Origin of the sequence: Acinetobacter lactucae, assembly GCF_013122135.1 — a bacterium.
GTDB lineage: Bacteria > Pseudomonadota > Gammaproteobacteria > Pseudomonadales > Moraxellaceae > Acinetobacter > Acinetobacter lactucae.
The window spans coordinates 3,529,949-3,555,986 of record NZ_CP053391.1 but is presented as its reverse complement, the minus strand read 5'-3'; the positions used below and the strand labels follow the sequence as shown (position 1 = coordinate 3,555,986).

Genomic DNA, 26,038 nt, shown 5'->3' with positions numbered 1-26,038 from the left:
GAACTTAAAAATAGGGTGTTCCTTCATTTGTACATATTATATGCTTCAGATCAGCTATTTAAGAACATGAGAAAAGTAAATGGAACAAATCGAGTGGAATGATTTTTTAAAAGTAGAGCTTCGCGTTGGTAAAATTATTCAAGCTGAGGTTTTTGAAAAGGCGCTTAAACCTGCCTATATTTTGCATGTAGATTTTGGTGAAGAATTGGGTGTACGTAAAGCAAGTGCACAGATTACCAAGCTCTATCAACCACAAGATTTGGTAGGTAAATTAGTTGTAGCTGTAGTGAATTTCCCTAAAAAACAAATTGGACCTATCCAGTCAGAATGTTTAGTGACAGGGTTTCATAATGCAGATGGTGATGTAGCACTTTGTATCCCAGAGTTTGAAGTGCCTCTGGGTACAAAGTTATTATGATTTAGCGACGAGATTTAAAAGAAACGTCAACTTTACGTGGACGATAAACCCAACCTAAAATCAGCAGTAAGACCGCAAATCCTAAAATTGGATAATCACCTAAACGGTTATAAAGAGTTTGGCCTTGCATAGCAGGTAAATCGCCTCTCAAGACAAACTCTTTATCGATTGGTGCTTGTTCAGTGATATGACCATTTTGATCAATAAACGCTGTTACACCTGTGTTAGTTGCACGAATAAACCAGCGGCCATTTTCTTTCGCGCGCATCTGCACCATTTGTAAATGTTGCCAAGGCCCAGCAGTACCCGTAAACCAAGCATCATTCGATACAGTCACCAAGAAATCACTGCCTTCTGCATTACGTCTTGTTAGGTTCGGATAAGCCACTTCATAACAAATTGCAGCAGCAAGCGCATGCCCTTTAATTAAAAGTGGTTTCTGATCACTCTCACCACGTGTAAAACCGCTCATGCTAATGTCATTTTGCATGGCTGGTAATACCCAAGAGAGTAAACCTGAAAGAGGAATATATTCACCAAATGGAACAAGACGCTGCTTTTTATAGAGTCCACTTGAATCACTGCCAGAAGCCATAATACTGTTGTAATACAGCGGGCTACCAACTTGATGTGATTTCGCAAAATCCCAATAAGGAATGCCAGTTACCCAAGCTGTATGGTTCTTTTTCGCTTGTGCATCCATTGCATCCAAAAATGGTTCAATGTCAGTTTGGAAGAGCGGAATTGAAGACTCAGGCCATACAATTAGGTCACGGCCCCATTCAGATTGTGTCAAACCAGCATAAATTTCTAATGTTCTAACTTGGTATTCAGTCAGCCATTTTAAATCTTGTGGAATGTTACCTTGAATGAGCGAAACGCTAAGTGGTTTAGCCGCTTTAGGTTTTACAAACTGTATATAGGATGCTCCCCATGCACCCAAAACTAACAGGGCAGAAGGGATAACCCAGAAAACACGTTTACGCAGAACTTCAACTAAAGCACATGCTAATACAATGACAACGAAGGAAATTGCATAAATACCAAATAACGGCGCATAACCATCGAGTAAGCGTTCAGTAAAAGCGTAACCTACAAATAACCATGGGAAACCTGTAAATACCCAAGTTTTTGCCCATTCGAAAACAATCCAAAGTGGGGCAAAAGTAAGTGGTGTTTCAGGGAAGAAACGTCGGTAAACCCATGTCTGAAATGCCGTAAATAAACCCATCACAAGGGCCATAATAGCAATCATACATACGCTTAGAAACGCATTGGTATCGCCGTATACATGGATGGAAGTATAGAGCCAGAAAGCGCCTACAAACCATAAACCAAAGCCGTAGCTCCAACCAATAGCAAAGGCTTGTTTAGCTGAGCGCTTATGTAGTGTTGCATAGAGTAGGGCTGGAGATAAAATTGCCAACCACCACCAATAATAAGGTGCCAGTGAAAAACTGAACACGGCACCTGAAAATAAAGCAATGAGTAAAGGAAAAATTAAAGGAAGCTGTTTTTGTTGTTGCGAAGAATCTAACAGCTTTTCAAAGTATGCTCTCATTGACGTACAGCTCGAATCAGATGAATAGTGCGGGCATCTGCTTCAACGATTGTAAATAACCAATTTCCAAGCTCAACAGTTTGACCTTGTAAATCACTTACTAGACCAATCTCTTGAAGCAATAAACCGCCGACAGTTTCTACTTCATCGTCAGAAAAATCAGCATCTAAAACAGTATTGAAATGTTCGATTGGTGTAAGTGCTTGCACCATCCATGCATTTGCTACCGTATGGTCATTGTCAGGAACAATGTACTGAGCATCTTCATCGACAGTGTCATGCTCATCTTCAATTTCGCCAACGATCTCTTCAAGAATATCTTCAAGCGTAACAAGACCTGCTGTTGAGCCATATTCATCAATCACAATCGCAATGTGAGTCTGAGTGTGTTTCAACATACGCAATACCTGATCGGAACGCGCACTTTCAGGAACAAACAACGGTTGACGCATGAGAACTCGAATATCGACTTTGGTATTCGGTTCAGTTAGAAACGGCAATAAATCTTTTGCGAGCAAAATCCCGACAACATTGTCTGGCTGATCGGCAGAGAAGACAGGAAAGCGTGAGTGAGCAGACTCAACCAGTACATCAAGAATATCAAGTAATTGATCATCTTCTTGTAAACTGATCATTGCTGTTCGTGGCGTCATGACTTCACGAATTTTTGTAGCTGGAAGGTCAAGAACGCCTTCAAGCATAGCAACAGTATCTGGTTCTAAAAAGCGGCGTGAATTTTGGACTAATTTTAATAATTCATCACGGGTTTCTGGCGCTGTACCTAACCATTTTCGTAAGCCTCGCATTCCCCACGACGGACTTGGTTCCTCTTGCATGATCTTTCCTAAAGACTCAATGTATCAAATGAATACACAGATCATACCGAAGAAAAGATGCTTATGCATCTATAAAACAAGCTAAAAGACAAAACGTATATTGTTATGTAAAAGCCAGTTACAGTTAACAGCTCAGTAATTTGTTTATGCTAAAATGTGAAAATTCTATTTGTTCGAGTTTGTTATGTCAGAGCAACCCATTTCACCTACTGTACAACTCAATACGCGTGGTTTACGTTGTCCGGAACCTGTCATGATGTTGCATCAAGCCATCCGCAAATCTAAGTCTGGGGATGTGGTTGAAGTCTTCGCAACAGATAATTCGACCTCGTGGGATATTCCTAAGTTTTGTATGCATTTAGGCCATGAGTTGTTGTTGCAAGAAGAACGCTTAGATGAAAATGGTCATAAAGAATTTCATTATTTAGTGAAGAAAGGTTAATAGAATAATATGGCTTCTAATAAAGACGTTTAGAAGCCAATAATAATTCACATTTAATTTGAAATGATAATTTTTTACAAATAAGAATCGTTATATAATTTATAAAATTAAGCATATAAATGACGTATAAAAATGAATGAATATTTTGTGAAACGAAGCTTATTTATTTTTCTTTGGTTTTTCTCAATTGCTCTTTTATTACATACAGAAACTTCTTGGTTATCTGAAACTGCTGCTATTATTATTTTATTAATCCTTATTATATTAGGTTCTGTTCTACTTGGTTACAGAAATACATCTTTTGCTCCTGAACCTAAGATAAAGATGAGTTTGATTCTGCATACAGGGTTTATGGGGCTTATGTTAATTCTTGATTTATTATTTAGTAATTCTGTTTGGTACTTCGATTTAGCGCGAAACTTTGGCTTTCTTGGCTTATTTTTATTAGGCACATTTATTTTCTATAAAAAGAATTTTAATTTAAACGTAGCAAAAATACCGCCTTTTCAATAAGAGGATTCCAATAAAAAAGCCCCGAATAATCGGGGCTTTTTTATTACATATTAGGATAATTCGGACCACCGCCGCCTTCAGGCGTTACCCATGTGATATTTTGAGATGGGTCTTTAATGTCACAGGTCTTACAGTGAACACAGTTCGCTGCGTTAATCTGGAAGCGTTTAGAACCATCATCATTTTCCATGATTTCGTAAACACCAGCAGGGCAGTAGCGTTGTGCAGGCTCATCCCATTTTGGTAAGTTCACATTCACTGGAATTGAAGGATCAGTAAGCTTCAAGTGAGCTGGCTGGTTTTCTTCATGTACAGTGTTTGAGATAAACACAGAAGACAAACGGTCAAAAGTCAACTTGCCATCCGGTTTTGGATAGTTTGGTTTGAAGCTGGTTGCATCAACAGTTTTTAATGCAGCAAAGTCTTGCTTCAAATCATGTAAAGTGAATGGTACTTTAAAGACATTCTGGTCGATAAAGTTAAATGCACCACCCATCCATTGACCAAATTTATGCATTGCTGGGCCAAAGTTACGAGAGTTATAAAGCTCTTCTTTTAACCAGCTGTTGTTAAATTTGTCAGTGTAAGAAGTTAATTCTTTAACGAATAAATCTTCGCCTTCAGTAACACGTGCAATCGCAAGATCACCACCTTTTTCTACACCCGCAGCAATCGCTTCAAATACAGCTTCACCACATAACATGCCTGATTTCATGGCAGTGTGTGAGCCTTTGATTTTTGCAAAGTTTAAGAAACCTGCATCATCACCAATCAAGCAACCGCCCGGGAAAGTTAATTTAGGCAATGAGTTGAAACCGCCTTTCACTACAGCACGTGCGCCGTAAGAAATACGCTTACCACCTTCTAAATACTGTTTAATCAGTGGGTGAGTTTTCCAGCGCTGCATTTCCATAAATGGATACATGTGTGGATTTTCGTACGACAAGTCCACGATCATACCCAAAGTCACTTGGTTGTTTTCAGCGTGGTATAACCACCAGCCACCTGAAGACGCTGTTTCAGCTAAAGGCCAGCCTGCACCGTGCATCACTAAGCCCGGCTTATGTTTTGCTGGATCAATTTCCCAAAGCTCTTTAATCCCGATACCGTAATGTTGAGGATCAGCATCTTTATCAAGGTTGTATTTCGCAATCAGGCGTTTACCTAAGTGACCACGGCAACCTTCAGCAAAGAGAGTATATTTAGCGTGAAGTTCATAACCTGGGGTAAAGTTATGCGTTGGTTCGCCATCTTTACCAACACCCATGTCGCCAGTTTGAATCCCTTTTACAGTACCGTCTTCATGGTAAAGCACTTCAGATGCAGCAAAACCAGGGAAGATCGAAACTTCTAGCTCTTCAGCTTTTTGACCTAACCAACGAACAACGTTACCTAAAGAGATCACATAGTTACCATCGTTATGCATGGTTTTAGGAACCATCCAGTGTGGTACTTCTTTTGAAGTGGTGTCTGAAAGTAAGAAGAATGTTTTGTCTTCAGTTACAGGGACATTAAGAGGCGCGCCTTCTTCTTTCCAGTTCGGGAAAAGTTCATTGATGGCACGTGGCTCAAGCACAGCACCAGACAAGATATGCGCACCTACTTCAGAGCCTTTTTCAACTACACAAACAGAAAGATCGGGTAAGTTTTTTTCAATCGCTAATTGACGGATCTTAATCGCAGCAGATAGACCTGCAGGTCCTGCACCTACGATGACAACGTCAAACTCCATCGATTCACGTTCGATGTGTTCCATGTAGGACTCCTCAATACTTAAAGGTGGCAACCGTCATATTCAGAAAATTCGGTGCTGCCGTGAGTGTTTTAATCCATAGGCGCAAATATGCTATTGTGCCTTTTATCGTTTGGGCTAGTATAGTTTTAAACCATGATCTAGCCAATTGGCTGAGTCGTAACATTTTTTCGTCAGCAAGGCATAAACTATGGTAAATCAAAATAATTCACCATCGGATATGGGAAAAATACCGTTATCTGATGATAAAAACTTAATGAACATTGCACAATACTTAAAAGGTGTACAGCAAAGTCACAAAAGGTCAATTCCACCTTTAGAGCAGTGGCATCCAAAGCATTGCGGTAAAATGGATTTGACTGTGAAATCCAATGGAGAATGGTGGCACGAAGGTCAATTAATCAAGCGCCAAGCTCTATTAGATCTGTTTACCAAAGTCCTATGGAAAGAAGAGGGTAAATTCTACCTGAAAACCCCTGTAGAACAAATTGAAATCGAAGTTGAAGATGAACCTTTATTAGTCAATCAGGCAGATCAGGTCGAAATTTCAGGTGAGCAGTTTTTACAACTGACCACGACCAATCAAGACGTGATTTTAGTTGATAAAGAACATCCAATTTTTATGCGGGAATATGCAGGGGAGTTGCGTCCTTATGTGCATGTCCGTTTTGGAATTAATGCGCTGATTCAACGTCAGGCTTTCTATCATTTGGTGAACTATGGAACACTGATTGAAAATGATAAAGGAGAAACCATTTTAGAGCTAAAAAGTGGTAATTTGCTCTTGCAATTAGGCACTTGAGGTTTAAGCTTTAGGGAGTGAAATTTTCTGACACTTCAGTACAGCTATGACCGCCATACAACCTTTATTTTCCGAGCTAGAACCTATGCCTAAAGCATCAGCAGATGCCCCAATTGGTATTTTTGATTCGGGAATTGGAGGAATGTCAGTTGCAGCAGAAATTGCCAAACATTTACCAAATGAACGTATTGTGTATTATGCCGATACGGCCTATGTTCCTTATGGTCCTCGCTCTGATGAAGAAATCAGAGAACTCACTGCTCGTGCTGTTGATTGGCTATATCGTCAAGGCTGTAAAATTGCAGTCGTAGCCTGTAATACTGCTTCCGCATTTAGCCTTGATCATTTACGTGAACATTATGGAGAACACTTTCCAATTGTGGGATTGGTTCCAGCATTAAAACCTGCCGTATTACAGACACGTTCTAAAGTGGTTGCTGTGTTGGCGACACCTGCTACTTTTCGTGGCCAACTCATTAAAGATGTGGTCGAGAAGTTTGCTATTCCGGCAGGGGTTAAAGTGATGACTTTAACTAGCCTTGAACTTGTTCCTTGTGTCGAGGCAGGTCAGCAAATGGGTGAGACATGTTTAAAAGCATTAAAAGAAGTTTTACAACCCGCTGCTGAGCAAGGTGCGGACTATTTAGTGCTCGGTTGCACGCATTATCCTTTCTTAAATCAAGCAATTCATCATCTTTTTGATAACCAATTCACACTGGTTGATTCTGGGTTGGCAGTTGCCCGACAAACAGCCCGTATTTTAATAAAAAATGAGTTATTATGTGACCAAATAGGTCAGAATGTTGCACGTATTGAATGTTATGTCAGCGGTAATAATGCTGAGGCACTGCAACCTGTTTTACAACATATGATTCCACAAGAGTTAACTTGGACACTTCATAATCTGAACTGATCGTTTAGCATCATTTAGAAAATAGTGTTTTTTAGATTTATTATTTTATTTGGGGCGGTTCATGATCTTGGCTGATATTAAGTCACGGACAGATCATGGGGCGAAAGGGTATTGTTATGCTCGATACACGCTATCAGATTTTTATTTCAACGTCTGGCCGCGATATGCAGCCAGAGCGAATGGTTTTGTCTCAAACCTTGGTAGGGATGGGTTTCTTTGCTTGGGGATTAGAACAACGAACACCTCTAACCACTACACTTGCACGTCGACAAATTGATGAATGTGATTATGTAATCCTACTTTTAGGCAGCCAGTATGGCGAACAATCGATTTCTGGTGTGAGTTATTTGTCTTTAGAATATGAATATGCGTTAAGTCAGGCTAAACCCATTATTGTGTTCATGCATGAGCAACCCGAAAGCCGTGATATGCATTTACAAGAAATACATCCACAGCTTAAAGATAAATTTCTCGCATTTAGAAAAAAGTTATTACTTGATGTGAATCATATTTTTTACTTTAAAACTCCACGTGAACTAGAGTTGGCTGTCCGTTTAAATATGCCTTTAATCATGGAGCAGCATATCGGACAAGGTTGGGTGCCTGCTCATCAGGCTCATCACTTAGAAGATGAAATTCAGCTATTAAAAAGTAAAATTTTACAGTTAGAACAACAATTAGCAGAATCATCAGCTCAAGTAAATGAAGTTGCTCCTCAAGATATTTTTGCATTTGAATATCAAATTCAAGCATTTCAGGATGGGAATTTTAAAGAGCTTAAACGACAACGACAAATGACTTGGTCGCAGTTGCTAAGCATATTGGCAAAGCAGTTTGAAACACCGATGCCAGAAGAGAGCTTTAGGACATGCTTGAATGAATATTTAAATCAGGCAGGTTTAGAAGATGCTCGTCAGGAGTTACCTCGCGCACATGCTGTTGCTTGTGCTCAGATTAACCATAAGGCATTGTTCCGGATTAAAAAGCAAATGCATTCACAGGGCTGGATTGTTCCAACTCAAACTGAACAATCCTATAACTTATGGAAAGTTACAGCTAGAGCTCAAAAGATATTACTTAGCTATAAATGGAGCCATCGGGGTACTCGATTAAAAGCTTAGAGCGATTCAATTTATATATGACAATAAAAGCTGTTACATTAATGTCATAAGATGAACTGAAAGGCATTTACACATGTCGTTTGAACAAAAACCGAAAGTTACTGTCATTTTAGCGAATTTAGGTACACCGGATGAGGCGACTGTGCCTGCGGTGCGCCGTTTTTTAAAGCAGTTTTTATCTGATTCACGCGTGATTGAAATACCAAAATTTATTTGGTGGATTATTTTAAATCTGTTTGTTTTACCTTTTCGACCGAAAAGAGTAGCGCATGCCTATGCTTCGGTATGGTCAACAGATTCACCCATGCGTGAAATTGTGTTTGAACAAACCAAACGTGTGCAGGCTTATTTACAGCAAGAAAATAATCAGTTTGATTTAACCGTGATACCAGCAATGACCTATGGTAATCCGGGTATTGATGCAGTATTAGAAAAACTGGCGTCTAACCCGCAAGAGCATGTCATTCTATTGCCTTTGTTTCCTCAATATTCTGCAACTTCTACAGCGCCGTTATACGATGCGTTTGCGAAGTGGATTCCAGCCCAGCGAAACTTGCCAGGTCTAACAATTATTAAAGACTATTATCAGCATCCCATGTTTATTCAGGCATTGGCAGAAAGTGTTTTAGCTTACCAAGAGCAACATGGGAAACCTGAAAAGCTGTTGATGTCATTTCACGGTATTCCACAGCCATATGCTGATAAGGGTGACCCGTATGCAGACCGTTGTCGCATCACAGCAAAGTTAGTCGCTGAAGCCTTACATTTGAAAGATGATGAATGGGCAATTAGCTTCCAGTCACGTTTTGGGAAACAAGAATGGGTGAAACCTTATACTGATCAGCTTTTACAAGATTGGGCGAAGCAAGGGGTTCAGTCCGTTCAGGTTTTAAGCCCAGCTTTTTCTGCTGACTGCTTGGAAACACTTGAAGAACTAGCCATACAAAATGCTGAGTTGTTTCAAGAGGCGGGCGGTGGTAGCTATGCTTACATTCCTGCTTTAAATAGCGATCAAGCTCATATTGATTTGCTTGCAGGGTTAGTTCAGGCTAATCTTGATGCCCTTACTTATACCTTAGCCCACCGTTAATTGCGTTTTAGCCAGAGGTTCTTATGCTGCAAGTCAAAATTGTTCCAGTTACTGCATTTGCCCAAAATTGTTCTCTTGTTTGGGACAGTGAAACCAAAGAAGCAGTTTTGATTGATGCTGGTGGTGATGCTTCAGTTTTGAAAAAAGAAGTTGAAGCCTTAGGTCTGAAGGTGAAGGCTCTTTGGCTCACTCATGGGCATTTAGACCATGCTGGAGCGGTAGGAGAGCTTGCTAAAGAATGGAGCATTCCAGTTATTGGTCCCCATAAAGAAGATCAATTCTGGTTAGATATGATTCAGGAAGTTTCAGCACGTTATGGCTTTCCAATTCCACAGCCAGTAAAAGTCGATCAATGGCTTGAAGGCGGTGAAGTGTTAAAACTGGGTGAAGATGAATTTGAGGTGCGCTTTGCGCCGGGTCATACACCAGGTCACGTCATTTTCTATAATAAAAATCATGGCTTGCTTTGGACTGGTGATGTCTTGTTTAAAGGCTCGATTGGCAGAACAGACTTCCCGCGTGGAAACCATGAACAACTCATTGAATCGATTAAACGTGAGTGTTTTAGTTTGCCAGATGATACTCAGTTTATTTCAGGACATGGTCCGATGAGTACCATTGGCTATGAAAAACAATTTAACCCATTTGTCGCGGGCAAAGCGGGTTAATCCTCGTAATCATCTTCATTTTGACTACCCTTGTCATGCTGAGGTGCATCTTGGGTAGGCAGTTTATATTCATCGTTTGCCCACGCCCCTAAATCAATTAATTTACAGCGCTCTGAACAAAACGGACGAAATTCATTACCTTCCCAAACACTTGGTTCACCACAACGTGGGCAGGGGAATGTACGTGGCATAAAGCGATATCCTCAAAGTGAAGAGAAATAGATTAGGCAAAAGTCAGGTGACTTGTTAGACTTATGCCGATTTTTATTTAGTTTGATGTGATTATGCAGATTCGTCAATTTCAAGCACAACGTATGCAAGCGCCTCGCGATTTTACCCCAATTGAAAATACCCCGATTTGTGTAGAAATTGGAGCAGGCAAGGGTAAACATGCTTTGCTTTTTAGCGGGCAACAACCGCAGCACACGTTGTATGCAATTGAACGAACCCGAGAAAAATTCTTGGCAATGCAAAAACAGCATGGACTGGAACCAAGAGATAACTTAATCCCTGTGCATGCAGATGCTTTACCGTGGGTGGTACATGCTTTGTACCCCGCCCAAGTAGAGCATTTCTTTATTCTCTATCCAAATCCAGAACCACATAATCCAGCACAGCGCTGGTTGAATATGCCATTTTTTGAGTTCTTAATCTCACGCCTGAAAACAGGTGGAACCATTACTCTGGCAAGTAATATCCCTGAATATATTGAAGAAGCTGAACAGCAGTTATTAAATGTTTGGAAGCTGCCTTATCAAAAAGAAAAAATTGCTCAAACATCTGCACGTACTCATTTTGAAATTAAGTATTTAGAACGTGGCGAGCTTTGTCAGCAGCTCATTATGACCAAGCCTGAAGGTTATAAAACTCGATTTGATGAATTTGCACCACTGCAAGGGCAAACACATGGCGAATAAGCGGGTTGCCATTATCGGTGCTGGTCCGGCTGGTTTAATGGCAGCTGAGGTGCTCAGCCAATATACTTATGATATTGACGTGTATGAGCAAAAACCTTCAGCGGCACGTAAGTTTCTAATGGCAGGTAAAACAGGGTTAAACATCTCGCATGCTGAACCTTTAGCGCAGTTTATTGAGCGCTATGACCATGCAGAATGGCTCAAACCGTGGGTTGAAAAATGGGATGCAGGCTGGATTCAGAACTGGATGAAAAATCTGGGAATAGAATCCTACGTTGGTACCTCAGGGCGTATTTTTCCTGTCGAAATGAAAGCTGCTCCTTTACTACGTGCTTGGCTAAAACGTTTGACAGAACAGCAGGTTAAATTCTTTTATCGACATCGTTGTATTAATTTACAAGGTACAACAGTAACTTTAGAAAGTCAGAATAATCAAAGCAGTGAGACTTTTACCCAGCAATACGATGCAGTGATATTGGCATGTGGTGCTGTGTCTTGGTCACAATTAGGTAGTGATGGTGCATGGCAGCAATGGATGGATCAATCTAATATTGAACCTTTTCAAGCGAGTAATGCAGGCGTATTGCACGCTTGGTCAGCTTTTATGGAAAGCTGTTTTGGTGAGCCTTTAAAACGTATCAATGCGTGGGTTGATCCTAGCCAGATTACACATGGCGATATTGTGATTACTCACTATGGTTTAGAAAGTGGTGTTATTTATAAACTCGGACGTGCTTTACGAGAGCAGCAAAAACAAGGGCAAAACTTAAATTTGTTTTTAGATTTATTGCCTGATGTAGATCTCACGCAATTAGTTAAAAAATTACAGGCTAGCAAAAAACAATCACTCACCAATATCTGGCGTAAAGCAGGCTTAGATACAGCTAAGATTAACTTAGTCAGAGAAGTCGTTGATAAAGCACTATGGAACCAACCAGAGGCTATGGCTCAGCAAATTAAAGTACTTCAAATTAAGCTAGAGGGGTTTAGACCCATTGAAGAAGCGATTAGCTGTGCTGGTGGTGTTAAGCAGAATGCATTAACTGAAAGCTTAGAGCTTAAACAAACCTCAGGCATATTTTGCTGTGGTGAAATGCTAGATTGGGACGCACCTACAGGTGGATATTTGCTTACAGCATGCTTTGCTACAGGGCGAGCGGCTGGTGAAGGTGTGCATTCTTTTTTAGAAAAATAACAGGATAATTTGGTGCTATGTTTGATATGTGAAAAGTGTTATTTTTGAGCGATCAATAATAATAGGATCTACGAGAACATGTCTCAAGCATCACCAATCTATCAAGGAAGTTGTTTATGTCAGGGTATTCGCTATGAAATTAAAGGCGATATCGGAGATATTATTCAATGTCACTGTCAACGCTGTCGAAAAGCAAATGGAACAGCATTTGCAACGAATGCTCCTGTTAAAAGTACAGATTTTAAAATTACCCAAGGTGAAGACTTAGTTAAAAAATTTGCTGTGGAAGGCGTATATCGTTGGTTCTGTAGTGAGTGTGGTTCACCGCTTATTAGCTCGCGTGATGCGCAGCCTGAACTGTATCGTTTAAGAATTGGCACACTTGATACACTACTCGACCAAAAGCCCACAATGCATATTTTTGCTGCTTCTAAGGCGGAATGGGAATGTATTCAGGATGATTTACCACAATTTGCTGAACGTCCATGATTTTAAAAAGTATGTTTTAATCAAATTTTAGATGATTTAATATACTTAAAACGAGGAGATGGCATTCCTCCTCTGAAAAACCGCCGGATTGGCTAATGATGCCTACGTTACCCTCATGTATTTATATCGCTGGGTACGTAGGTTATTGCGTACTCTGCTTATTTTTGGAGTACGCTGTGTCATATTTCCCTTCATTATTTTTTGCTCTTTTAGCGTCTATCTAAAGGGGTGGTCTTATGTATTACTCTCTACTTTCAATTGCTTTAGGCTCAGTTCTAGGGGCATGGTTGCGTTGGTTTTTAGGTTTAAAACTCAATCCGATCTACCCGCAAATACCACTCGGTACTGTCACTGTTAATTTAGTCGGTGGTTTTATTATTGGTTTTGCAATTGCCTATTTTGCTCAAAGTGATTTAAGCCCTAACTATAAACTTTTTGTGATTACTGGTTTTTGTGGTGCTTTAACTACCTTTTCAACGTTCTCGATAGAGATCGTCACTTTATTACAAAGTGGTAAGTTAGGAATGGCGATGTTGGGGATTTCTATTCATTTGATTGGATCGTTAATTTTTACGTGTTTGGGATTGGCGACTTATTATTGGGTAGCTGGCAACTGATTTTGGTTGGGTAGATACAGTCATGATTTTTTATGTATTTTCGGCAGGGTTTTACCGTTTAGATATCTAATGGAAGTAGCTAATTCTGTTACTTTGGTTTTGCCCAAAGTAACCAAAAGCATCTGTCATTCGCAGAACCTGTTCACTGTAGGCATTTAACTTAAGCGTTGCAAAAACTATCTTTTATAGAAACCACGCAGGCTGCGAATGACGTTATCGCGTATCGAATATAAGGGCTAATAAAATAAATAAGAAAAATAAGGCATTTACTATCGTGACAGACGGCATGGATGCCGTCGTTTCGCTGTGCTACATGGATGTAGCATCAGCGTAACAAAGGGTTTTGTCACTTTTGCCCTCAAAAGTGAGGCATTACCTATTAGCAGGCTTTAGAAAATCTCATAATTTGAGGTTGTGCTAAAAAATGATTAAGCTTTTTCAGCCAAAGCCTGACCTTCAAACTTCACACCATCCCAACCATTTTGCATAAACTGACGAATATTTTGATGATCAGTTCCCTCAGGTGTCGCTAATACAGATGCGTAGTGTTCTGCAAATAAACTCAAAGTCTGTGCTTGGTCTAAACCTTGTAACTTAGCAAAAGAGAAAACTTTCGCACTACCTTGATTTTCAGTTGAAGCATTATGCTGTGCGCCATTTTGAAAAGCTGTTGGAGTATGTTGGTAACGTGCTTCAATATGAGCTAAAACGTCTGAAAATTTTGCTGTGCCTGCTTGTAATTGGGCAAGTAACTCTTGTGCCATTATCTTAAACTTCCTATCAAATGAGGGTTTAAGCATAGCATCGAATAGCAACTTTGAAAGCTTGGCGAATACAAAAAAATGATGAGTTGTGGGCAAAATAAGAAGAGTTTTTAGACAAATTGTGGATAAGTTCTCTTTTATACACAGTTTAAAAATGATCAAAAAAATGCATATAAAAAAAGAAGCCTAAGTGGAGGAGATAGTCTTAGGCTTCCAATGTTTTAAGTGTATTGGTCAAATCTTAACGCGAGATTAACTCTTACGATTAAAGCGGGCGAAGCGTTTATTAAAGCTTGCTACACGGCCTTCGTTACTTGCTTGACGTACTTCACCTGTGTAGAAAGGATGTGATGCACTTGAAATATCAAGAGTTACATAAGGGTAAACCTTCCCTTGATATTCTTTAGTTTGTTTAGACTGAAGAGTACTACCAATTAAGAAGTACACGTCTGCATTGGTGTCATGAAATAACACTTGTTGATAAGCAGGATGAATATCTTTACGCATGAGAGATTGTCCTAAATTATTTTTGATTAAAGAAATGTTATAACATAACAATTGAAAAGTCAATGTAACCCCCTACAAGGCTACATTGAACAGTAAATTAAGTTAGTTAGAAGGAGGAATAAGCTCTTCAAATAAATCGTTCAGATTGTCATGAACTTTTAAGTGAATCAGGTTCCAGTAATGTCCTGAAATGGTTCTGTTGACCATTAAAGTATCTGGAGATGGTTTAAATACATCCCAATACTTCAAAGATTTTTTCACAAGTAACATGCCATCATGGTGCGATGAGTTCTCGGCAAAATCATAAGTGGTTGTAAGCGGGCGTAATAATACTTCAATCCAGAGTTTATATAGTTCACTCGGGAATTTGCCTTTTTCAGCAAGTGAATGTAGTTCAAATAATTCTGTTTCAATCAAATCGATATTTTCATGGCGAGCTGCATTTACTAAGCGTTTAAAGTGCTGCACGATTTCATTTGAAAGCGTTTTAACACTACCATAGTCGTAAATAATGACACTGCCATCTTGGCGGAAGGCAAAGTTACCCGGATGCGGGTCACAGTGAAAACGTTTTAAAAAGAACATTTCCTGACCTAAAGCGCGAATCAAGCGGCGTCCAATCGTATTTCGAATTTCAATAGGCCAAGCACTGGCAGTTTCAATGCTGTCACCTTGTTCGAGACTCAAGGTTAAAATACGTCTTGAAGAGTAATCTTTATAAACGGTCGGGATGATAATTTTGTCATCTAATTGGCTATGAAATGTTTTGAAAACCTCAAGGTTTTGAGCTTCGATTTCATAGTTAAGTTCTGCTGACAGACTATCTTGAATCTCTGCAAAAAGCTGATCTTGTAGTTTTTTATCAATTTTAAGTACGCCCATTAAACGAAGTGCTAACCGAACTTGTTTTAAGTCACTCTCACAGGCTTCATCAACACCTGGATATTGAACCTTAACCACAACTTGCTCACCGCTAGGCAGGACAGCTTTGTGAACTTGTCCAATTGAAGCAGCTGCAAAAGGTTCGCTATCAAAAGATTTAAAGGCAACATTCAACGGTTTCCCAAGCTCTCGTTCAACTTGTTGCTGAATTGCAGCAAAGGGCATGGCTGGGGCTTGGCGTTGTAGTTTTGAAATTGCTTTGGCAACTTCAGGTGGGAAAATATCTTTATATTGCGATGCAATTTGACCGACTTTCATCACGGCACCTTTCATTTCACCTAAGGTGTCGGCAATTTGCAACCCAATATCCTGAAATAGCTTGGTTTTTGAAGCCAGCTTTTGTTCTTCGTCTGCGTTCAAGTTTCGAATCGAGTTAGAAACGGTTTTCGTTGCAATGCTCGCGGTCATTCCTGCAAGTTTCATAAATCTTTTGCCAGGTGAACTTGCATTCTTTGCCATATCTTCGATACCTCATTGACTACAACATAATATTGCCTAGTTTTGATCATAGGTGACAAAACTTAAAAAGCCTATAAGAAATTGTTTATCTCATGTAAGAAAATTTTCGAAAAACAAAATGTTATTTTTATAGTAAAAAATATGAAAAGCTTGTGAAAATCTATTTCATAAACAAAGCTTTAATATCTATAAATGCTCTGTTTTTTTGGTGCTAATGTGAATGGCAGGTTAAATAAAAATAGAGATAACAAAAGTTATGACAAGTTTAAGTTCGGCCCATGGGCGGTCTCAGGCGGTTCCTTTATCTGTGTTTGAGCAGTCAAAAGATGCGCATATTATTCGTTCTGATGAAGAAGCAATTGAGCTTGCCAAACAACTTGCTCAAGTGTTTGCACACGAAGCATCCGATCGAGACAGAGAGCGCCGTTTACCCCTAAATGAAATTCAACAGTTCTCACAAAGCGGCTTATGGGCCATTACGGTTCCCAAGCAATTTGGTGGTGCACAAGTTAAATATCGAACTTTGGCTGAGGTCATCAAAACAATTGCGAGTGTTGATCCATCTCTTGCACAACTGCCTCAAAATCATTTGGCTTTTATTGAACATTTACGTCTTGATGCAGGCCCAGAACAACAACAGTTCTTCTTTAACTTAGTGCTAAGAGGAATTCGTTTTGGTAATGCCTTTTCGGAAAAACATAGTAAAACGGTGGCTGACCTCACTACCACATTACGAAAGACCGAGCACGGTTATGAAATTAATGGCAAGAAGTTTTTTGCAACAGGTGCATTGCTTGCGCATTGGGTTCCCATTGTTGCTGTAAATGAACAAGGGCAGCCTTATGCGGCACTAGTTCCTCGGGAAACTTCAGGGGTGAATATTATTAATGACTGGTCTGGTTTTGGGCAACGAACCACGGCTAGTGGTACGGTAGAGTTAAATCAAGTTCCAGTACGTGAAGAATATCTAATCCCGATTTATCAGGCTTTCGAACGTCCTACACCGGCAGGTGCAATTTCACAATTTATTCAAGCTGCTGTCGATGCTGGTATTGCACGTGGTGCAATTGAAGAAACAATTCACTATGTCAAAAATCATAGCCGCGCGTGGGTCGATTCAGGTTTGGAAAAAGCGAGCGATGACCCTTACACAATTGCAAATATTGGCGATTTAAAAATTAAACTTCGTGCAGCAGAAGCGGTATTAGATTTGGCTGGAGATGCGATTGATCAAGCGATTGCCGACACGACAGAAGAACATGTAAATCAAGCGACATTACTGGTTGCCGAAGCAAAAGTACTCACCACCGAAGTTGCGATTTTAGCAGCGAATAAGCTTTTTGAATTATCGGGAACACGTTCCACTTTATCTGAGCTTAATCTGGATCGCCATTGGCGTAATGCACGTACCCATACCTTGCATGATCCGGTGCGCTGGAAATATCACATTGTCGGTAATTATTATCTCAATGGCATCCATCCACCTCGTCATGCATGGAGCTAAAGTGAAGAAAAAAATAAGATTAGGAGAATAAAGATGACAGTTACCCAAATTGAATTAGAAGAATTGTCTGTCGGCGCCGATTATGAAAAGGTAGCAAGTAGATTTCGTCCAGTTTTTGAAAAAATTGCTCAAGGTGCAATTCAACGTGAAAAAGAACGAATCTTGCCTTTTGAACCGATTCAGTGGTTAAAAGAACTTAAGTTAGGTGCAGTACGAGTACCCCGTAAATATGGTGGAGATGGGGTGTCATTGCCGCAACTTTTCCAGCTTTTAGCAGAATTGGCGCAAGCAGATTCGAATATTGTGCAAGCGTTGCGTGGACACTTTGCTTTTGTTGAAGACCGTTTAGTTGCTCATAAAGAGCATTCACAGGAGGTTTGGTTTCAGCGTTTTGTGCAAGGTGATTTAGTCGGGAATGCATGGACAGAAGTTGGAAATGTACAAATTGGTGATGTCGTTACACGAGTAACCAAAGATGCTTCGGGTAACTTGGTGGTGAATGGTGAAAAGTACTATTCGACAGGAAGTATTTTTGCTGACTGGATCGATTTATTTGCTTACGATGAAGTGAATGACCGCCACGTAATTGCTGCTATTTATCGTCATGAATCGGGCGTGAGTGTAATTGATGATTGGGATGGCTTTGGTCAAAAGACAACGGGCAGTGGTACTTTAAAAGTGCATCAGGTTCATTTGCCAGCTTCGCACCTTATTCCATTTGACCAGCGTTTTAAATATCAGACCGCTTTTTATCAGGTTGTCCACCTTGCAACCCTAACAGGGATTGCGCATGCCGCGGTCGAAACTTTTAGCCAAGAAATACGTGAGCGAAAGCGTATTTTTAGTCATGGTAATGGCGACCTTGTTCGTCACGACCCACAAGTTTTACAGGTGGTGGGTAAAGCCTCGGCTCAAGCCTATGCAAGTTTAGCAATTACGATTAAAACAGCAGAAGCATTACAGAAAGCTTACGAAAGTCACTTTAGTGAGTTAGAGGTGAAAGAACATCAGTTTAATGTTGATGCAGAGCTTGAGTCGGCGCAAGGGCAGGTGGTGATTTCTAATTTGGTACTCGATTTAACCAGCCAGTTATTCAATGCCTTAGGTGCATCGGCAAGTAGTCAGGTCAAACAACTCGACCGTTTCTGGCGCAACGCACGAACAGTCTCTTCTCATAATCCGCTCATCTATAAAGAAAAGGTGATTGGCGATTGGGAAGTGAACCGTACCGATTTGCCCTTTGTCTGGCAAATTGGAGCAAGCCCTAGGGCAAAGTCTGCATAAAATAAAAAAGCCGATGTTTCATCGGCTTTTTTATTAGGTTTTGCTTAAACGTTTGGTGTTTAAATAAAGCCTTGAGAGTAATAAAACACAAGCAATGCTTAAACCAATAATCAAACCTAGCCATACACCAGCTACACCCCAATGAGTATAACGTGCTAAATAAAGGCCAATAGGGAACGCAATCACCCAATACGCCATGAGTGTAATCCACATCGGTGCTTGAGTATCTTGCATGCCTCTTAAACAGCCTGCCGCGCTGACTTGCAATGCATCCATCAACTGATAACCCATGGCAAACCAGAGTAAATACATGGCAACAGGAACTACATCTATATCTTGAGTATAAACCGAGACAATTTGTTCACGACCTAGGGCAATAAAAGACATTGTCAATAAAGCAAAAAATATTGCTGTGCTCAGACCAATCTTTTGCACTTGGTACATGGAAGCCCAGTTCTTTTCACCATAATAGGTTCCCACTCGAATGGTTAAGGCAATCGCAAGTGAAAGCGGAATCATAAACAGCACTGAAGTCACTGAAATTGCGACTTGATGCGCTGCAATAAACACTTCACCCAATGGGCTAAGCACCAATGCACCTGTGCTAAAAATACTGACTTCAAAGAACACGGCTAAACCGATTGGTAGGCCAAGCTGTAAAATTCTTTTTACCCAACTCAGGTTAATTTTATCGAATCTGCTAAAAATAGACGTGTTTCGGTAAGCCGAGGCTTTATAAATATAGCCTGCTAATGTAATTAGCATGAGCCATTGTAAAATGGAGGTTGCAAAACCACAGCCTGCGCTACCTAATGCAGGTATTGGTCCTAAGCCATGCATAAAGATCATATTAAGAGGAATCAATACAACTAAAGCTAATAGGCTAATAGCTGTTACAGGGCGTGGATGACCTAAGGCCTCCGAATAACCGCGTAGAGCTGCATACATGGTCACAGCTGGCATGCCTAAACCAATCGCATGTAAGAATAAACTTGCTTTAGGCTGTAAGCTCTCTGGTACGCCAAACACATGCAAGAAAAATGGCATGAGCTGCAAAATGAGCATAGCCATTACGCCTAAAATGATGGCGACCCATAAGGATTGGCGAACAATAACAGGAATTTGTTCTGTATTTCTTGCGCCCTTTGCTTCAGCGACCAATGGTGTAGTTGCAATCATAATGCCACTGAACAGGAGCATGACTGGAATCCATAAACCGACTCCTACAGCAATTGCAGCTAAATCAGTTGCAGATAAATGCCCAGCCATAATAGTGTCAATTAACCCAAATCCTGCTTGAGCAAACTGGGTAATTAAAATCGGTAGCATTAAGTGGAAGAGTTGTTTTAATTCAGACCGAAAAGATGTGACATTCGACACAAAAGGTACTCTTTTTAAATTATAAAAATGAAGCTAACGTTGCAAGGTGAGTATCACACCGACAAAGATGATGACTCCACCAAGAAACCGTTGCCATGTAACAGGAGTCTTTTCTGTACCTAACCAGCCAAAATGATCAAGTAGCATAGAAATAACAATTTGCCCAAAAACGACTAGTCCTGTAAAGGTTAAAAAACCAAGCTTAGGTGCAGTATAAATGCTCATGCTAATTGCATAAACCCCTAGGAATCCTCCTGTCCAAAGAAGCCATGGAATATTTGATATTTCACTTAAACTAGGTTTCTCGGCACTTTGAAAGAAAACCATAACTGCTAAAACAATAGTACCTATGAAAAATGATAATAAAGCTGCCTGCAAGGGTGAGTGTAGTTGCTCGCGCAGTTGTGCATTAATTGCAGTTTGAAAAGCCATGGCAACACCGATTCCCATAGCTAGAGGTAAGATCAGGAAAAGTTGACTAGAGAATTTCATCATTTTTATCAATATTTAAGTATGTTTAAAAACAGTCTAAAGCAATTAAGGTATGTTTTCATAAGCCCATTGATGCAGTCATGTTAAAATAGAAATATTGTGTAAATTGGACCTGCTCCTTGGCCGTATTAAACCCTGCTTCTATTCCTCTATCTTTATATATTCATATGCCTTGGTGCGTGCGTAAATGTCCATATTGCGACTTTAACTCGCACGCTGTACCAGATGGAGCACTTTCGTCAGAGCTTGAGCAAACCTATTTAAAAGCATTGGTGGCTGACTTTGAAACTCAAGTCGATATGGCACAGGGACGTTCAATTCACAGTGTATTTATTGGTGGTGGAACGCCTTCACTCATTTCTGCAAAAGGTTATGCATGGCTCTTTGATCAGCTTAAGTCATTGCTCAAATTTGAAGATGGCTGTGAAATCACACTAGAGGCAAACCCTGGAACACTAGAGCATGATCCGTTTGCAGGCTATTTAGAAGCAGGTATTAATCGTTTGTCGATTGGTGTGCAGACTTTTAATACAGAGCACTTGCAAAAGCTTGGACGTATTCATTCAGCAAACAATGCTATGGATGCAATAGAACAAGCAAGACAAGCAGGCTTTAAGCGAGTGAATGTCGATTTAATGCATGGCCTACCTGAGCAAACGCTAGAGCAAGCGCTTTATGATTTAAAGGTTGCTGTAGAGCATGGTGCGACCCATATCAGTTGGTATCAACTTACTATCGAACCGAACACGGTGTTCTTCCGTACTCAGCCTGTTTTGCCTCAAGACGAAGTGCTAGAAGACATTCAAGAGCAGGGTGAGGCTTATCTAAAAGCCAATGGTTTTATAAACTATGAAGTATCGGCTTGGCGTAAAGAGCAGCCTTCAGCCCATAATTTAAATTATTGGGAATTTGGTGATTACCTTGCGATTGGTGCAGGGGCACATGGCAAAGTGACACAACCTGATGGGGTGTACCGTTTCCAAAAAACCCGTTTACCGAAAGACTATTTGGCTAAGGTTCCAGCCGAGCATTTGCAAATGAAAAAGATTGAGGCAGAAGAGTTACCTTTTGAATTTATGATGAATGCTTTGCGTCTAAATGATGGTGTAAAAGCCGAGTTATATGAGCAGCGTACAGGCTTAAGCTTAGATCACTTAAATGAGGTACTTACTTCATTGCGAGCTAGAGGGTTATTGGTAGATGATCATTCTCGTTTAGCTTGTACAGAGCAAGGGCATATTTTCTTAAACTCGGTACTAGAAGAGTTCTTGTAAAGAAACAAGCTAAAAAGCCGCACGATGAGATGCGGCTTTTTTGACTTTAGCGGGTGGTGTAGCCGCCATTTGCAAAAATCGTCTGACCGGTAATCCACCAACCTTCGGTTACTAAAAAGCGAACTAGAGGTTCAATATCTTCAATTTTAGTGAGTCCACCTAAAGCTGAAGCTGATTTATGGTAAGCGACCGCTTCGGCAGACTCCTGGCCATAAAAGAATGGTGTGTCCATTGGACCTGGTGCAACAGCAGTCACGGAAATCTGACGATCACCAAATTCTTTTGATGCAGCACGGGTGTAATGCTCAACAGGTGCTTTTAAACCCTCATAGGTTGAATAGAGTCCAGTGTAGGCTGCAAGAAGGGAAGTTACGATTGAGCAAATCTTGCCGCCGTTATTTAGGTGACGACCCGCCGATTGAATAAAGAAATAGGCAATTTTTGAGTTGATATCGCTCATGCTATCAAACTCTTGTTCGGTGGTTTCTAAAAATGATTTCTTTAAAACCTTTCCAACTGTATTGATCGCAATATCTATTCCACCAAAATGTTGCTTAGTGTCTAAGAAGAGTTTTTCGATATTATCAATATCCGTTAAGTCTGCTTGAATTAAAACGGCATCTACACCGAATGCTCTTACATCTGTGAGCGTCTGTTCAGCATCTGCTTGAGTTTCAGCGCTATTGTAGTGAATCGCGATTTTTGCGCCTTGTTCTGCGAATTTACGGCTAATCAGTCCACCTAAGTTTTTTGCGCCGCCTGTAATCAGTACAACTTTATCTTTTAAGGTATGAGTTGCCATGATGGTTGTTCCTATGATGACTTGTTTTAATGTGTTTTTAGTCTAGATTGGCGGTAATTTTTGATCAATTATGCTAGTTTGGTTTAACTATTCATAAAATACGAACAATTAAATGGATCGGTTGCAGCAATTTTTTATTTTTACAGAAGTCGCTAAACGACAAAGCTTTAGTGAAGTGGCAAATCAGCTTGATTTACCTCGTTCGACAGTGACGAGTGCAATTCAACAATTGGAAACTCACTATGGGGTACGTTTATTCCATCGAACTACGCGTAAAGTCAGCCTTACCCAAGATGGACAACGAATATTACCTGAATGCCAAAATCTATTATTTGATTATGAACAGCTCGAACAGCTTATACAGGCACAAAAGCAGCATTATCGTGGCACGCTAAAAATTTCAATGCCCAGCCGAATCGTACACCAAGTGATTATTCCTGAACTTCCCGATTTTTATAGGCGCTATCCGGATATCCATTTACAACTTCATAGTTCTGATGACATTACTGACTTAATTGAGAAAGGAATTGATTGTGTTGTTCGGGTAGGGCAGTTAAATAACAGTAGTTTAATTGCGAAGTTTGTTGGTAACTTGATTATGGTGAATTGTGCAAGTGCTGACTATTTAGAACAGTATGGCATCCCTGAACAATTAGTAGATCTATCTCAGCATAAATTGATTAATTACACAGGTCCCGTTGGTGAGAAACAAGGGGGATTCTTCTATCAAAATGGAGCTGTGATGATGGATAGTGCTTTAAGTGTAAATAATACCGAAGCCTATATTGCAGCAGCCAGTGCAGGTTTGGGGATTATTCAACTACCGTACTTCGATGTACAAGATAAAATTGAGCAAGGAACTTTAGTTGAAGTATTAAGCACTTATACGTCCCCATCTCTTCCACTCAATATTTTGTATCCGAACCGAAGTTATATTCCTAAGCGTTTGGAAATCTTTATGGAATGGGTTAAAGATGTTCTATATAAGAAATGCATCGTCATCTTTTAGTCATAAAACTAAAATACATTAACAATAAAAAAAGCCTCTCGCAGTGAGAGGCTTTTTAGAATTTGGTGGGTCGTCCGCGACTCGAACGCGGGACCAACGGATTAAAAGTCCGCTGCTCTACCAACTGAGCTAACGACCCAAATAGGTTCAAAACAGATAAGTGGTGGGTCGTCCGCGACTCGAACGCGGGACCAACGGATTAAAAGTCCGCTGCTCTACCAACTGAGCTAACGACCCGTATCGTTTTGATGTCGCGTATTTTAGCAAGTTATTCAACTAACACAAGAGGAAATTGAAAAACATTTGCATGATTGCCTATAAAAAGCACGATTTCCTCTTGTTTAGCTAAAAAATGAACTAAAAACGGTATTTATATGCCTGAATGTTGTCAAAAATTTCAGTTGTGATGTCACAGTAACTGCTTTCACCAGGTAATAAAGCGAGTAAACGTTCAGAAGTTTTGCTTGGATTAAACGCATCTTCCTTCAATTTATTCTTTTGGTACTTAAAAGTACCTGTTGTTTCAACTTTAGCTTGTATACGTAAAAACACTGGTACTGCATAAGCAGGTAAGCATTTTTTAAATACAGTCACCATTTCTGTTAAATCAGTGTCATTTAACTCAGCACCATCAGCAAGTGTGATTGCTGCCATACCTGCACGCCCATTGGTATTTGGAATTTCTACACCATAAACCACAGCTTCAGCGATCTTGTCATATTCACACACCATGTTTTCAACTTCGGTAGTAGATACATTTTCGCCTTTCCAGCGGAAGGTATCGCCTAGACGGTCAACAAACTGGGCATGACGGAAACCAATATTACGAACAAGATCACCTGTATTGAAATATGAGTCACCTTTTTTAAAGACATCTTGCATAATCACAGATTTATTCTTTTCTGGGTCGGTATAGCCGTCAAATGGTGAGCGACTGGTAATTTTGCCTACCAATAAACCGACTTCACCTGCTTTAACTTTTTTACACCAGCCATTTTTATCGCGTACAGGCTCATTCTTTTCTTTATCAAATTGAATGACTGCATACGGCATAGGGGAGAAGCCTACCGTATTGTCAAAGTTGAAAATATTACTAAAACCGACATTACCTTCACTTGAAGCATAAAGCTCTAGAACTTCTTGAATGCCAAAACGTTGTTTAAATTTATCCCAGATGTTTGGACGCATGCCGTTACCAATCATTTTGGTTACACGGTGAGCACGGTCAAGCTCTGTAGCCGGAGCATCCATCAAGTAACGGCAAAGTTCACCTACGTAGCCGATTGCAGAAGCATTAAACTTCTGTACATCTTTCCAGAATGCACTGGTTGAATATTTGCGGCGAATTGCAAGGGTCGAGCTTCCTGCAATCACACCACACCAGCAAACAACCACGCCTGTTGCATGGTACAACGGCAAAGTGACATACATCACATCATCTGGACCAAGGTTTAGAATGTGGCCGTAAGTACCATAGGCAAGTGTCCAGCGGCTATGTTTAAAAATAACTGCTTTTGGTAACCCCGTTGTGCCCGAAGTATAAATATAAAACAGGCCATCATTTCCATGAACAGAATGTGTGGTTGATGGATTGAATTTCGGAAATTGATCTATTTCTAGTGCAAGATTGGCATAACCTTGAGGTGCAGTTCCCGCATCTTGACGCGTTGCCTGATCTGCAAACCAATGGAAGCGATCTTTAGGAACGTTTAAGTCTTGACGAATTTCATCAATTGCAGCACGGACTTCTTCGCCAGCAATGACTGCAATTGGCTTTACAAGATTGATGCTATGAGAGAGGACTTTACCGACTTGAGATGTATTTACAAGCGCAATAGTTACCCCAATTTTAGCTAAGCCCACAATAGTGGCAATAAGCTCAGAACGGTTCTCAACCATTACGGCAATCACATCACCTTTACGTGCGCCGAGAGATAAATAATAGTGAGAAATCTGGTTAGCCCATTCATTTAAAGCTTCGTATGAGTAACTTTGATCTTCAAATAATAAAGCAATACCTTTCGGATTCCGTTTAACAGCTTTCTCAAAAGCTACACCTAATCCAGTTGGTGTGTTTGCTGTTCTTAAATAAGCCTGTTTAAGACCATTCAGGATATGGGGTACTTTGGGAATAAAGCTAGGAAGTCTGGTGGCAACATCCCCAAGCGTAATGATATCGGTCTGTGTTGTCTGGCTCATATCAATCCTATTTATTTTTCGATCAATCCAAAAAAGGTTGCGTTGGCAAAAGTACAGTATTTTTCATGGTTCACCATGCTTTTAAAA

The 26,038-nt window shown here is 40.2% G+C and carries 27 protein-coding genes, 2 tRNA genes and 1 riboswitch; of the genes, 16 read left to right on the top strand and 13 right to left on the bottom strand.

The genetic code is table 11. The features are described 5' to 3' along the window. Positions 1 to 79: 79 nt before the first annotated feature. Positions 80 to 418, top strand: coding sequence for a tRNA-binding protein (locus HLV59_RS16625; protein WP_171430397.1), 339 nt, complete (start codon positions 80 to 82; stop codon positions 416 to 418). A gap of 1 nt (position 419) precedes the next feature. On the opposite strand, the gene lnt is transcribed toward HLV59_RS16625, so the two are convergent. Further along, complete coding sequence (gene lnt / locus HLV59_RS16620) at positions 420 to 1,979, bottom strand: apolipoprotein N-acyltransferase (RefSeq protein ID WP_016144200.1); 1,560 nt, start codon at positions 1,977 to 1,979, stop codon at positions 420 to 422. After that, a complete protein-coding gene (locus HLV59_RS16615) occupies positions 1,976 to 2,815 on the bottom strand; it encodes an HlyC/CorC family transporter (protein ID WP_002114976.1) in 840 nt (279 codons plus the stop codon). Before HLV59_RS16615 ends, lnt begins: the two co-directional genes overlap by 4 nt. Positions 2,816 to 2,999: 184 nt before the next feature. On the opposite strand from HLV59_RS16615, the gene tusA reads away from it, so the two are divergent. Next, a complete protein-coding gene (tusA, locus tag HLV59_RS16610) occupies positions 3,000 to 3,257 on the top strand; it encodes a sulfurtransferase TusA (RefSeq protein ID WP_002053527.1) in 258 nt (85 codons plus the stop codon). 132 nt (positions 3,258 to 3,389) lie between these two features. Next, the gene (locus HLV59_RS16605; protein WP_016144201.1) at positions 3,390 to 3,770 is read left to right on the top strand and encodes a hypothetical protein; all 381 of its coding nucleotides are present in this window, start codon (positions 3,390 to 3,392) and stop codon (positions 3,768 to 3,770) included. A gap of 43 nt (positions 3,771 to 3,813) precedes the next feature. Here the strand turns inward: HLV59_RS16605 and HLV59_RS16600 are convergent, their stop codons facing one another. Further along, the gene (locus tag HLV59_RS16600; protein WP_032005116.1) at positions 3,814 to 5,526 is read right to left on the bottom strand and encodes an electron transfer flavoprotein-ubiquinone oxidoreductase; all 1,713 of its coding nucleotides are present in this window, start codon (positions 5,524 to 5,526) and stop codon (positions 3,814 to 3,816) included. Between the two features lie 187 nt (positions 5,527 to 5,713). Here HLV59_RS16600 and HLV59_RS16595 point away from each other — a divergent pair, with 187 nt between their 5' ends. The 5 genes from HLV59_RS16595 (at position 5,714) to HLV59_RS16575 (ending at position 10,117) form a co-directional block, all read left to right on the top strand. Further along, entirely contained in the window at positions 5,714 to 6,325 is a 612-nt protein-coding gene (locus HLV59_RS16595; protein WP_016144203.1) for a DUF1285 domain-containing protein, read from the top strand. 46 nt (positions 6,326 to 6,371) lie between these two features. Then, complete coding sequence (gene murI, locus HLV59_RS16590; protein ID WP_087090117.1) at positions 6,372 to 7,238, top strand: glutamate racemase; 867 nt, start codon at positions 6,372 to 6,374, stop codon at positions 7,236 to 7,238. A 116-nt stretch (positions 7,239 to 7,354) separates the two neighbouring features. After that, positions 7,355 to 8,359, top strand: coding sequence for a DUF4062 domain-containing protein (locus HLV59_RS16585; RefSeq protein WP_171430678.1), 1,005 nt, complete (start codon positions 7,355 to 7,357; stop codon positions 8,357 to 8,359). Positions 8,360 to 8,432: 73 nt separating this feature from the next. Then, positions 8,433 to 9,449 carry a ferrochelatase gene (hemH, locus tag HLV59_RS16580; RefSeq protein ID WP_125699046.1) on the top strand — a complete coding sequence of 339 codons (1,017 nt, stop codon included), beginning with the start codon at positions 8,433 to 8,435 and terminating at the stop codon, positions 9,447 to 9,449. Positions 9,450 to 9,472: 23 nt separating this feature from the next. Next, entirely contained in the window at positions 9,473 to 10,117 is a 645-nt protein-coding gene (locus HLV59_RS16575) for an MBL fold metallo-hydrolase (protein ID WP_057105401.1), read from the top strand. Here the strand turns inward: HLV59_RS16575 and HLV59_RS16570 are convergent. After that, a complete protein-coding gene (locus HLV59_RS16570; RefSeq protein ID WP_016144208.1) occupies positions 10,114 to 10,308 on the bottom strand; it encodes a DNA gyrase inhibitor YacG in 195 nt (64 codons plus the stop codon). The two genes, HLV59_RS16575 and HLV59_RS16570, sit on opposite strands and share 4 nt — an antisense overlap. An 87-nt stretch (positions 10,309 to 10,395) precedes the next feature. Here HLV59_RS16570 and HLV59_RS16565 point away from each other — a divergent pair, with 87 nt between their 5' ends. From HLV59_RS16565 to crcB, 4 genes are all read left to right on the top strand, one after another. Further along, a complete protein-coding gene (locus HLV59_RS16565; protein WP_171430396.1) occupies positions 10,396 to 11,034 on the top strand; it encodes a class I SAM-dependent methyltransferase in 639 nt (212 codons plus the stop codon). Beyond that, positions 11,024 to 12,229, top strand: coding sequence for a TIGR03862 family flavoprotein (locus tag HLV59_RS16560; RefSeq protein ID WP_171430395.1), 1,206 nt, complete (start codon positions 11,024 to 11,026; stop codon positions 12,227 to 12,229). Before HLV59_RS16565 ends, HLV59_RS16560 begins: the two co-directional genes overlap by 11 nt. Positions 12,230 to 12,307: 78 nt before the next feature. Beyond that, positions 12,308 to 12,718, top strand: a complete 411-nt coding sequence (locus HLV59_RS16555; RefSeq protein WP_081175408.1) for a GFA family protein — start codon at positions 12,308 to 12,310, stop codon at positions 12,716 to 12,718. Between the two features lie 45 nt (positions 12,719 to 12,763). Further along, positions 12,764 to 12,830: riboswitch (Fluoride riboswitch) on the top strand. Between the two features lie 124 nt (positions 12,831 to 12,954). After that, positions 12,955 to 13,335: a fluoride efflux transporter CrcB gene (crcB, locus tag HLV59_RS16550; protein ID WP_005045024.1), complete on the top strand. Its 381-nt coding sequence runs from the start codon at positions 12,955 to 12,957 to the stop codon at positions 13,333 to 13,335. Positions 13,336 to 13,763: 428 nt separating this feature from the next. Here the strand turns inward: crcB and HLV59_RS16545 are convergent, their stop codons facing one another. The 3 genes from HLV59_RS16545 to HLV59_RS16535 all read right to left on the bottom strand — a co-directional run bounded on the left by HLV59_RS16545 (position 13,764) and on the right by HLV59_RS16535 (position 16,007). Next, complete coding sequence (locus tag HLV59_RS16545; RefSeq protein WP_081175406.1) at positions 13,764 to 14,099, bottom strand: HopJ type III effector protein; 336 nt, start codon at positions 14,097 to 14,099, stop codon at positions 13,764 to 13,766. 252 nt (positions 14,100 to 14,351) lie between these two features. Continuing rightward, positions 14,352 to 14,606 (bottom strand): type B 50S ribosomal protein L31, encoded by a 255-nt coding sequence (locus HLV59_RS16540; RefSeq protein ID WP_002114896.1) that lies wholly within the window; start codon positions 14,604 to 14,606, stop codon positions 14,352 to 14,354. A gap of 102 nt (positions 14,607 to 14,708) precedes the next feature. After that, positions 14,709 to 16,007: an ABC1 kinase family protein gene (locus HLV59_RS16535; RefSeq protein WP_081175405.1), complete on the bottom strand. Its 1,299-nt coding sequence runs from the start codon at positions 16,005 to 16,007 to the stop codon at positions 14,709 to 14,711. A 256-nt stretch (positions 16,008 to 16,263) separates the two neighbouring features. Between HLV59_RS16535 and HLV59_RS16530 the strand changes: the two genes are divergently transcribed. Next, complete coding sequence (locus tag HLV59_RS16530; RefSeq protein ID WP_031947246.1) at positions 16,264 to 17,511, top strand: SfnB family sulfur acquisition oxidoreductase; 1,248 nt, start codon at positions 16,264 to 16,266, stop codon at positions 17,509 to 17,511. 33 nt (positions 17,512 to 17,544) lie between these two features. After that, a complete protein-coding gene (locus tag HLV59_RS16525) occupies positions 17,545 to 18,795 on the top strand; it encodes an acyl-CoA dehydrogenase family protein (protein WP_171430394.1) in 1,251 nt (416 codons plus the stop codon). Positions 18,796 to 18,828: 33 nt separating this feature from the next. Here HLV59_RS16525 and abeM read toward each other — a convergent pair whose 3' ends face one another. Both abeM and HLV59_RS16515 read right to left on the bottom strand, forming a co-directional pair. Further along, complete coding sequence (gene abeM / locus HLV59_RS16520; protein WP_171430393.1) at positions 18,829 to 20,175, bottom strand: multidrug efflux MATE transporter AbeM; 1,347 nt, start codon at positions 20,173 to 20,175, stop codon at positions 18,829 to 18,831. 33 nt (positions 20,176 to 20,208) lie between these two features. Beyond that, positions 20,209 to 20,670: a DMT family transporter gene (locus tag HLV59_RS16515; RefSeq protein ID WP_016144218.1), complete on the bottom strand. Its 462-nt coding sequence runs from the start codon at positions 20,668 to 20,670 to the stop codon at positions 20,209 to 20,211. A gap of 116 nt (positions 20,671 to 20,786) precedes the next feature. Here HLV59_RS16515 and hemW point away from each other — a divergent pair, with 116 nt between their 5' ends. After that, positions 20,787 to 21,941 (top strand): radical SAM family heme chaperone HemW, encoded by a 1,155-nt coding sequence (gene hemW, locus HLV59_RS16510; RefSeq protein WP_081175400.1) that lies wholly within the window; start codon positions 20,787 to 20,789, stop codon positions 21,939 to 21,941. A gap of 46 nt (positions 21,942 to 21,987) precedes the next feature. Here hemW and HLV59_RS16505 read toward each other — a convergent pair whose 3' ends face one another. Then, positions 21,988 to 22,743, bottom strand: a complete 756-nt coding sequence (locus tag HLV59_RS16505; RefSeq protein ID WP_061874212.1) for an SDR family oxidoreductase — start codon at positions 22,741 to 22,743, stop codon at positions 21,988 to 21,990. A 112-nt stretch (positions 22,744 to 22,855) separates the two neighbouring features. Between HLV59_RS16505 and HLV59_RS16500 the strand changes: the two genes are divergently transcribed. Beyond that, positions 22,856 to 23,752, top strand: coding sequence for a LysR family transcriptional regulator (locus HLV59_RS16500; protein WP_081175398.1), 897 nt, complete (start codon positions 22,856 to 22,858; stop codon positions 23,750 to 23,752). Positions 23,753 to 23,815: 63 nt separating this feature from the next. Here the strand turns inward: HLV59_RS16500 and HLV59_RS16495 are convergent. The 3 genes from HLV59_RS16495 to HLV59_RS16485 form a co-directional block, all read right to left on the bottom strand. Then, positions 23,816 to 23,891: transfer RNA gene (locus tag HLV59_RS16495), tRNA-Lys, on the bottom strand. A 22-nt stretch (positions 23,892 to 23,913) separates the two neighbouring features. Continuing rightward, positions 23,914 to 23,989: transfer RNA gene (locus HLV59_RS16490), tRNA-Lys, on the bottom strand. A 120-nt stretch (positions 23,990 to 24,109) separates the two neighbouring features. Beyond that, positions 24,110 to 25,951, bottom strand: coding sequence for a long-chain-acyl-CoA synthetase (locus HLV59_RS16485; protein ID WP_081175396.1), 1,842 nt, complete (start codon positions 25,949 to 25,951; stop codon positions 24,110 to 24,112). Between the last annotated feature and the right edge of the window lie 87 nt (positions 25,952 to 26,038).

Bases quoted from the DNA above. Each gene is read 5' to 3' on its own strand.
- HLV59_RS16540 (WP_002114896.1), bottom strand. From the start codon at position 14,606: ATGCGTAAAGATATTCATCCTGCTTATCAACAAGTGTTATTTCATGAC.
- HLV59_RS16595 (WP_016144203.1), top strand. From the start codon at position 5,714: ATGGTAAATCAAAATAATTCACCATCGGATATGGGAAAAATACCGTTA.
- HLV59_RS16525 (WP_171430394.1), top strand. From the start codon at position 17,545: ATGACAGTTACCCAAATTGAATTAGAAGAATTGTCTGTCGGCGCCGAT.
- HLV59_RS16555 (WP_081175408.1), top strand. From the start codon at position 12,308: ATGTCTCAAGCATCACCAATCTATCAAGGAAGTTGTTTATGTCAGGGT.
- lnt (WP_016144200.1), bottom strand. From the start codon at position 1,979: ATGAGAGCATACTTTGAAAAGCTGTTAGATTCTTCGCAACAACAAAAA.
- HLV59_RS16570 (WP_016144208.1), bottom strand. From the start codon at position 10,308: ATGCCACGTACATTCCCCTGCCCACGTTGTGGTGAACCAAGTGTTTGG.
- HLV59_RS16560 (WP_171430395.1), top strand. From the start codon at position 11,024: ATGGCGAATAAGCGGGTTGCCATTATCGGTGCTGGTCCGGCTGGTTTA.
- HLV59_RS16485 (WP_081175396.1), bottom strand. From the start codon at position 25,951: ATGAGCCAGACAACACAGACCGATATCATTACGCTTGGGGATGTTGCC.
- HLV59_RS16505 (WP_061874212.1), bottom strand. From the start codon at position 22,743: ATGGCAACTCATACCTTAAAAGATAAAGTTGTACTGATTACAGGCGGC.
- HLV59_RS16500 (WP_081175398.1), top strand. From the start codon at position 22,856: ATGGATCGGTTGCAGCAATTTTTTATTTTTACAGAAGTCGCTAAACGA.
- HLV59_RS16615 (WP_002114976.1), bottom strand. From the start codon at position 2,815: ATGCAAGAGGAACCAAGTCCGTCGTGGGGAATGCGAGGCTTACGAAAA.
- HLV59_RS16605 (WP_016144201.1), top strand. From the start codon at position 3,390: ATGAATGAATATTTTGTGAAACGAAGCTTATTTATTTTTCTTTGGTTT.
- HLV59_RS16530 (WP_031947246.1), top strand. From the start codon at position 16,264: ATGACAAGTTTAAGTTCGGCCCATGGGCGGTCTCAGGCGGTTCCTTTA.
- crcB (WP_005045024.1), top strand. From the start codon at position 12,955: ATGTATTACTCTCTACTTTCAATTGCTTTAGGCTCAGTTCTAGGGGCA.
- HLV59_RS16535 (WP_081175405.1), bottom strand. From the start codon at position 16,007: ATGGCAAAGAATGCAAGTTCACCTGGCAAAAGATTTATGAAACTTGCA.
- tusA (WP_002053527.1), top strand. From the start codon at position 3,000: ATGTCAGAGCAACCCATTTCACCTACTGTACAACTCAATACGCGTGGT.
- HLV59_RS16515 (WP_016144218.1), bottom strand. From the start codon at position 20,670: ATGATGAAATTCTCTAGTCAACTTTTCCTGATCTTACCTCTAGCTATG.
- HLV59_RS16625 (WP_171430397.1), top strand. From the start codon at position 80: ATGGAACAAATCGAGTGGAATGATTTTTTAAAAGTAGAGCTTCGCGTT.
- hemH (WP_125699046.1), top strand. From the start codon at position 8,433: ATGTCGTTTGAACAAAAACCGAAAGTTACTGTCATTTTAGCGAATTTA.
- HLV59_RS16545 (WP_081175406.1), bottom strand. From the start codon at position 14,099: ATGGCACAAGAGTTACTTGCCCAATTACAAGCAGGCACAGCAAAATTT.
- HLV59_RS16585 (WP_171430678.1), top strand. From the start codon at position 7,355: ATGCTCGATACACGCTATCAGATTTTTATTTCAACGTCTGGCCGCGAT.
- murI (WP_087090117.1), top strand. From the start codon at position 6,372: ATGACCGCCATACAACCTTTATTTTCCGAGCTAGAACCTATGCCTAAA.
- HLV59_RS16600 (WP_032005116.1), bottom strand. From the start codon at position 5,526: ATGGAACACATCGAACGTGAATCGATGGAGTTTGACGTTGTCATCGTA.
- HLV59_RS16575 (WP_057105401.1), top strand. From the start codon at position 9,473: ATGCTGCAAGTCAAAATTGTTCCAGTTACTGCATTTGCCCAAAATTGT.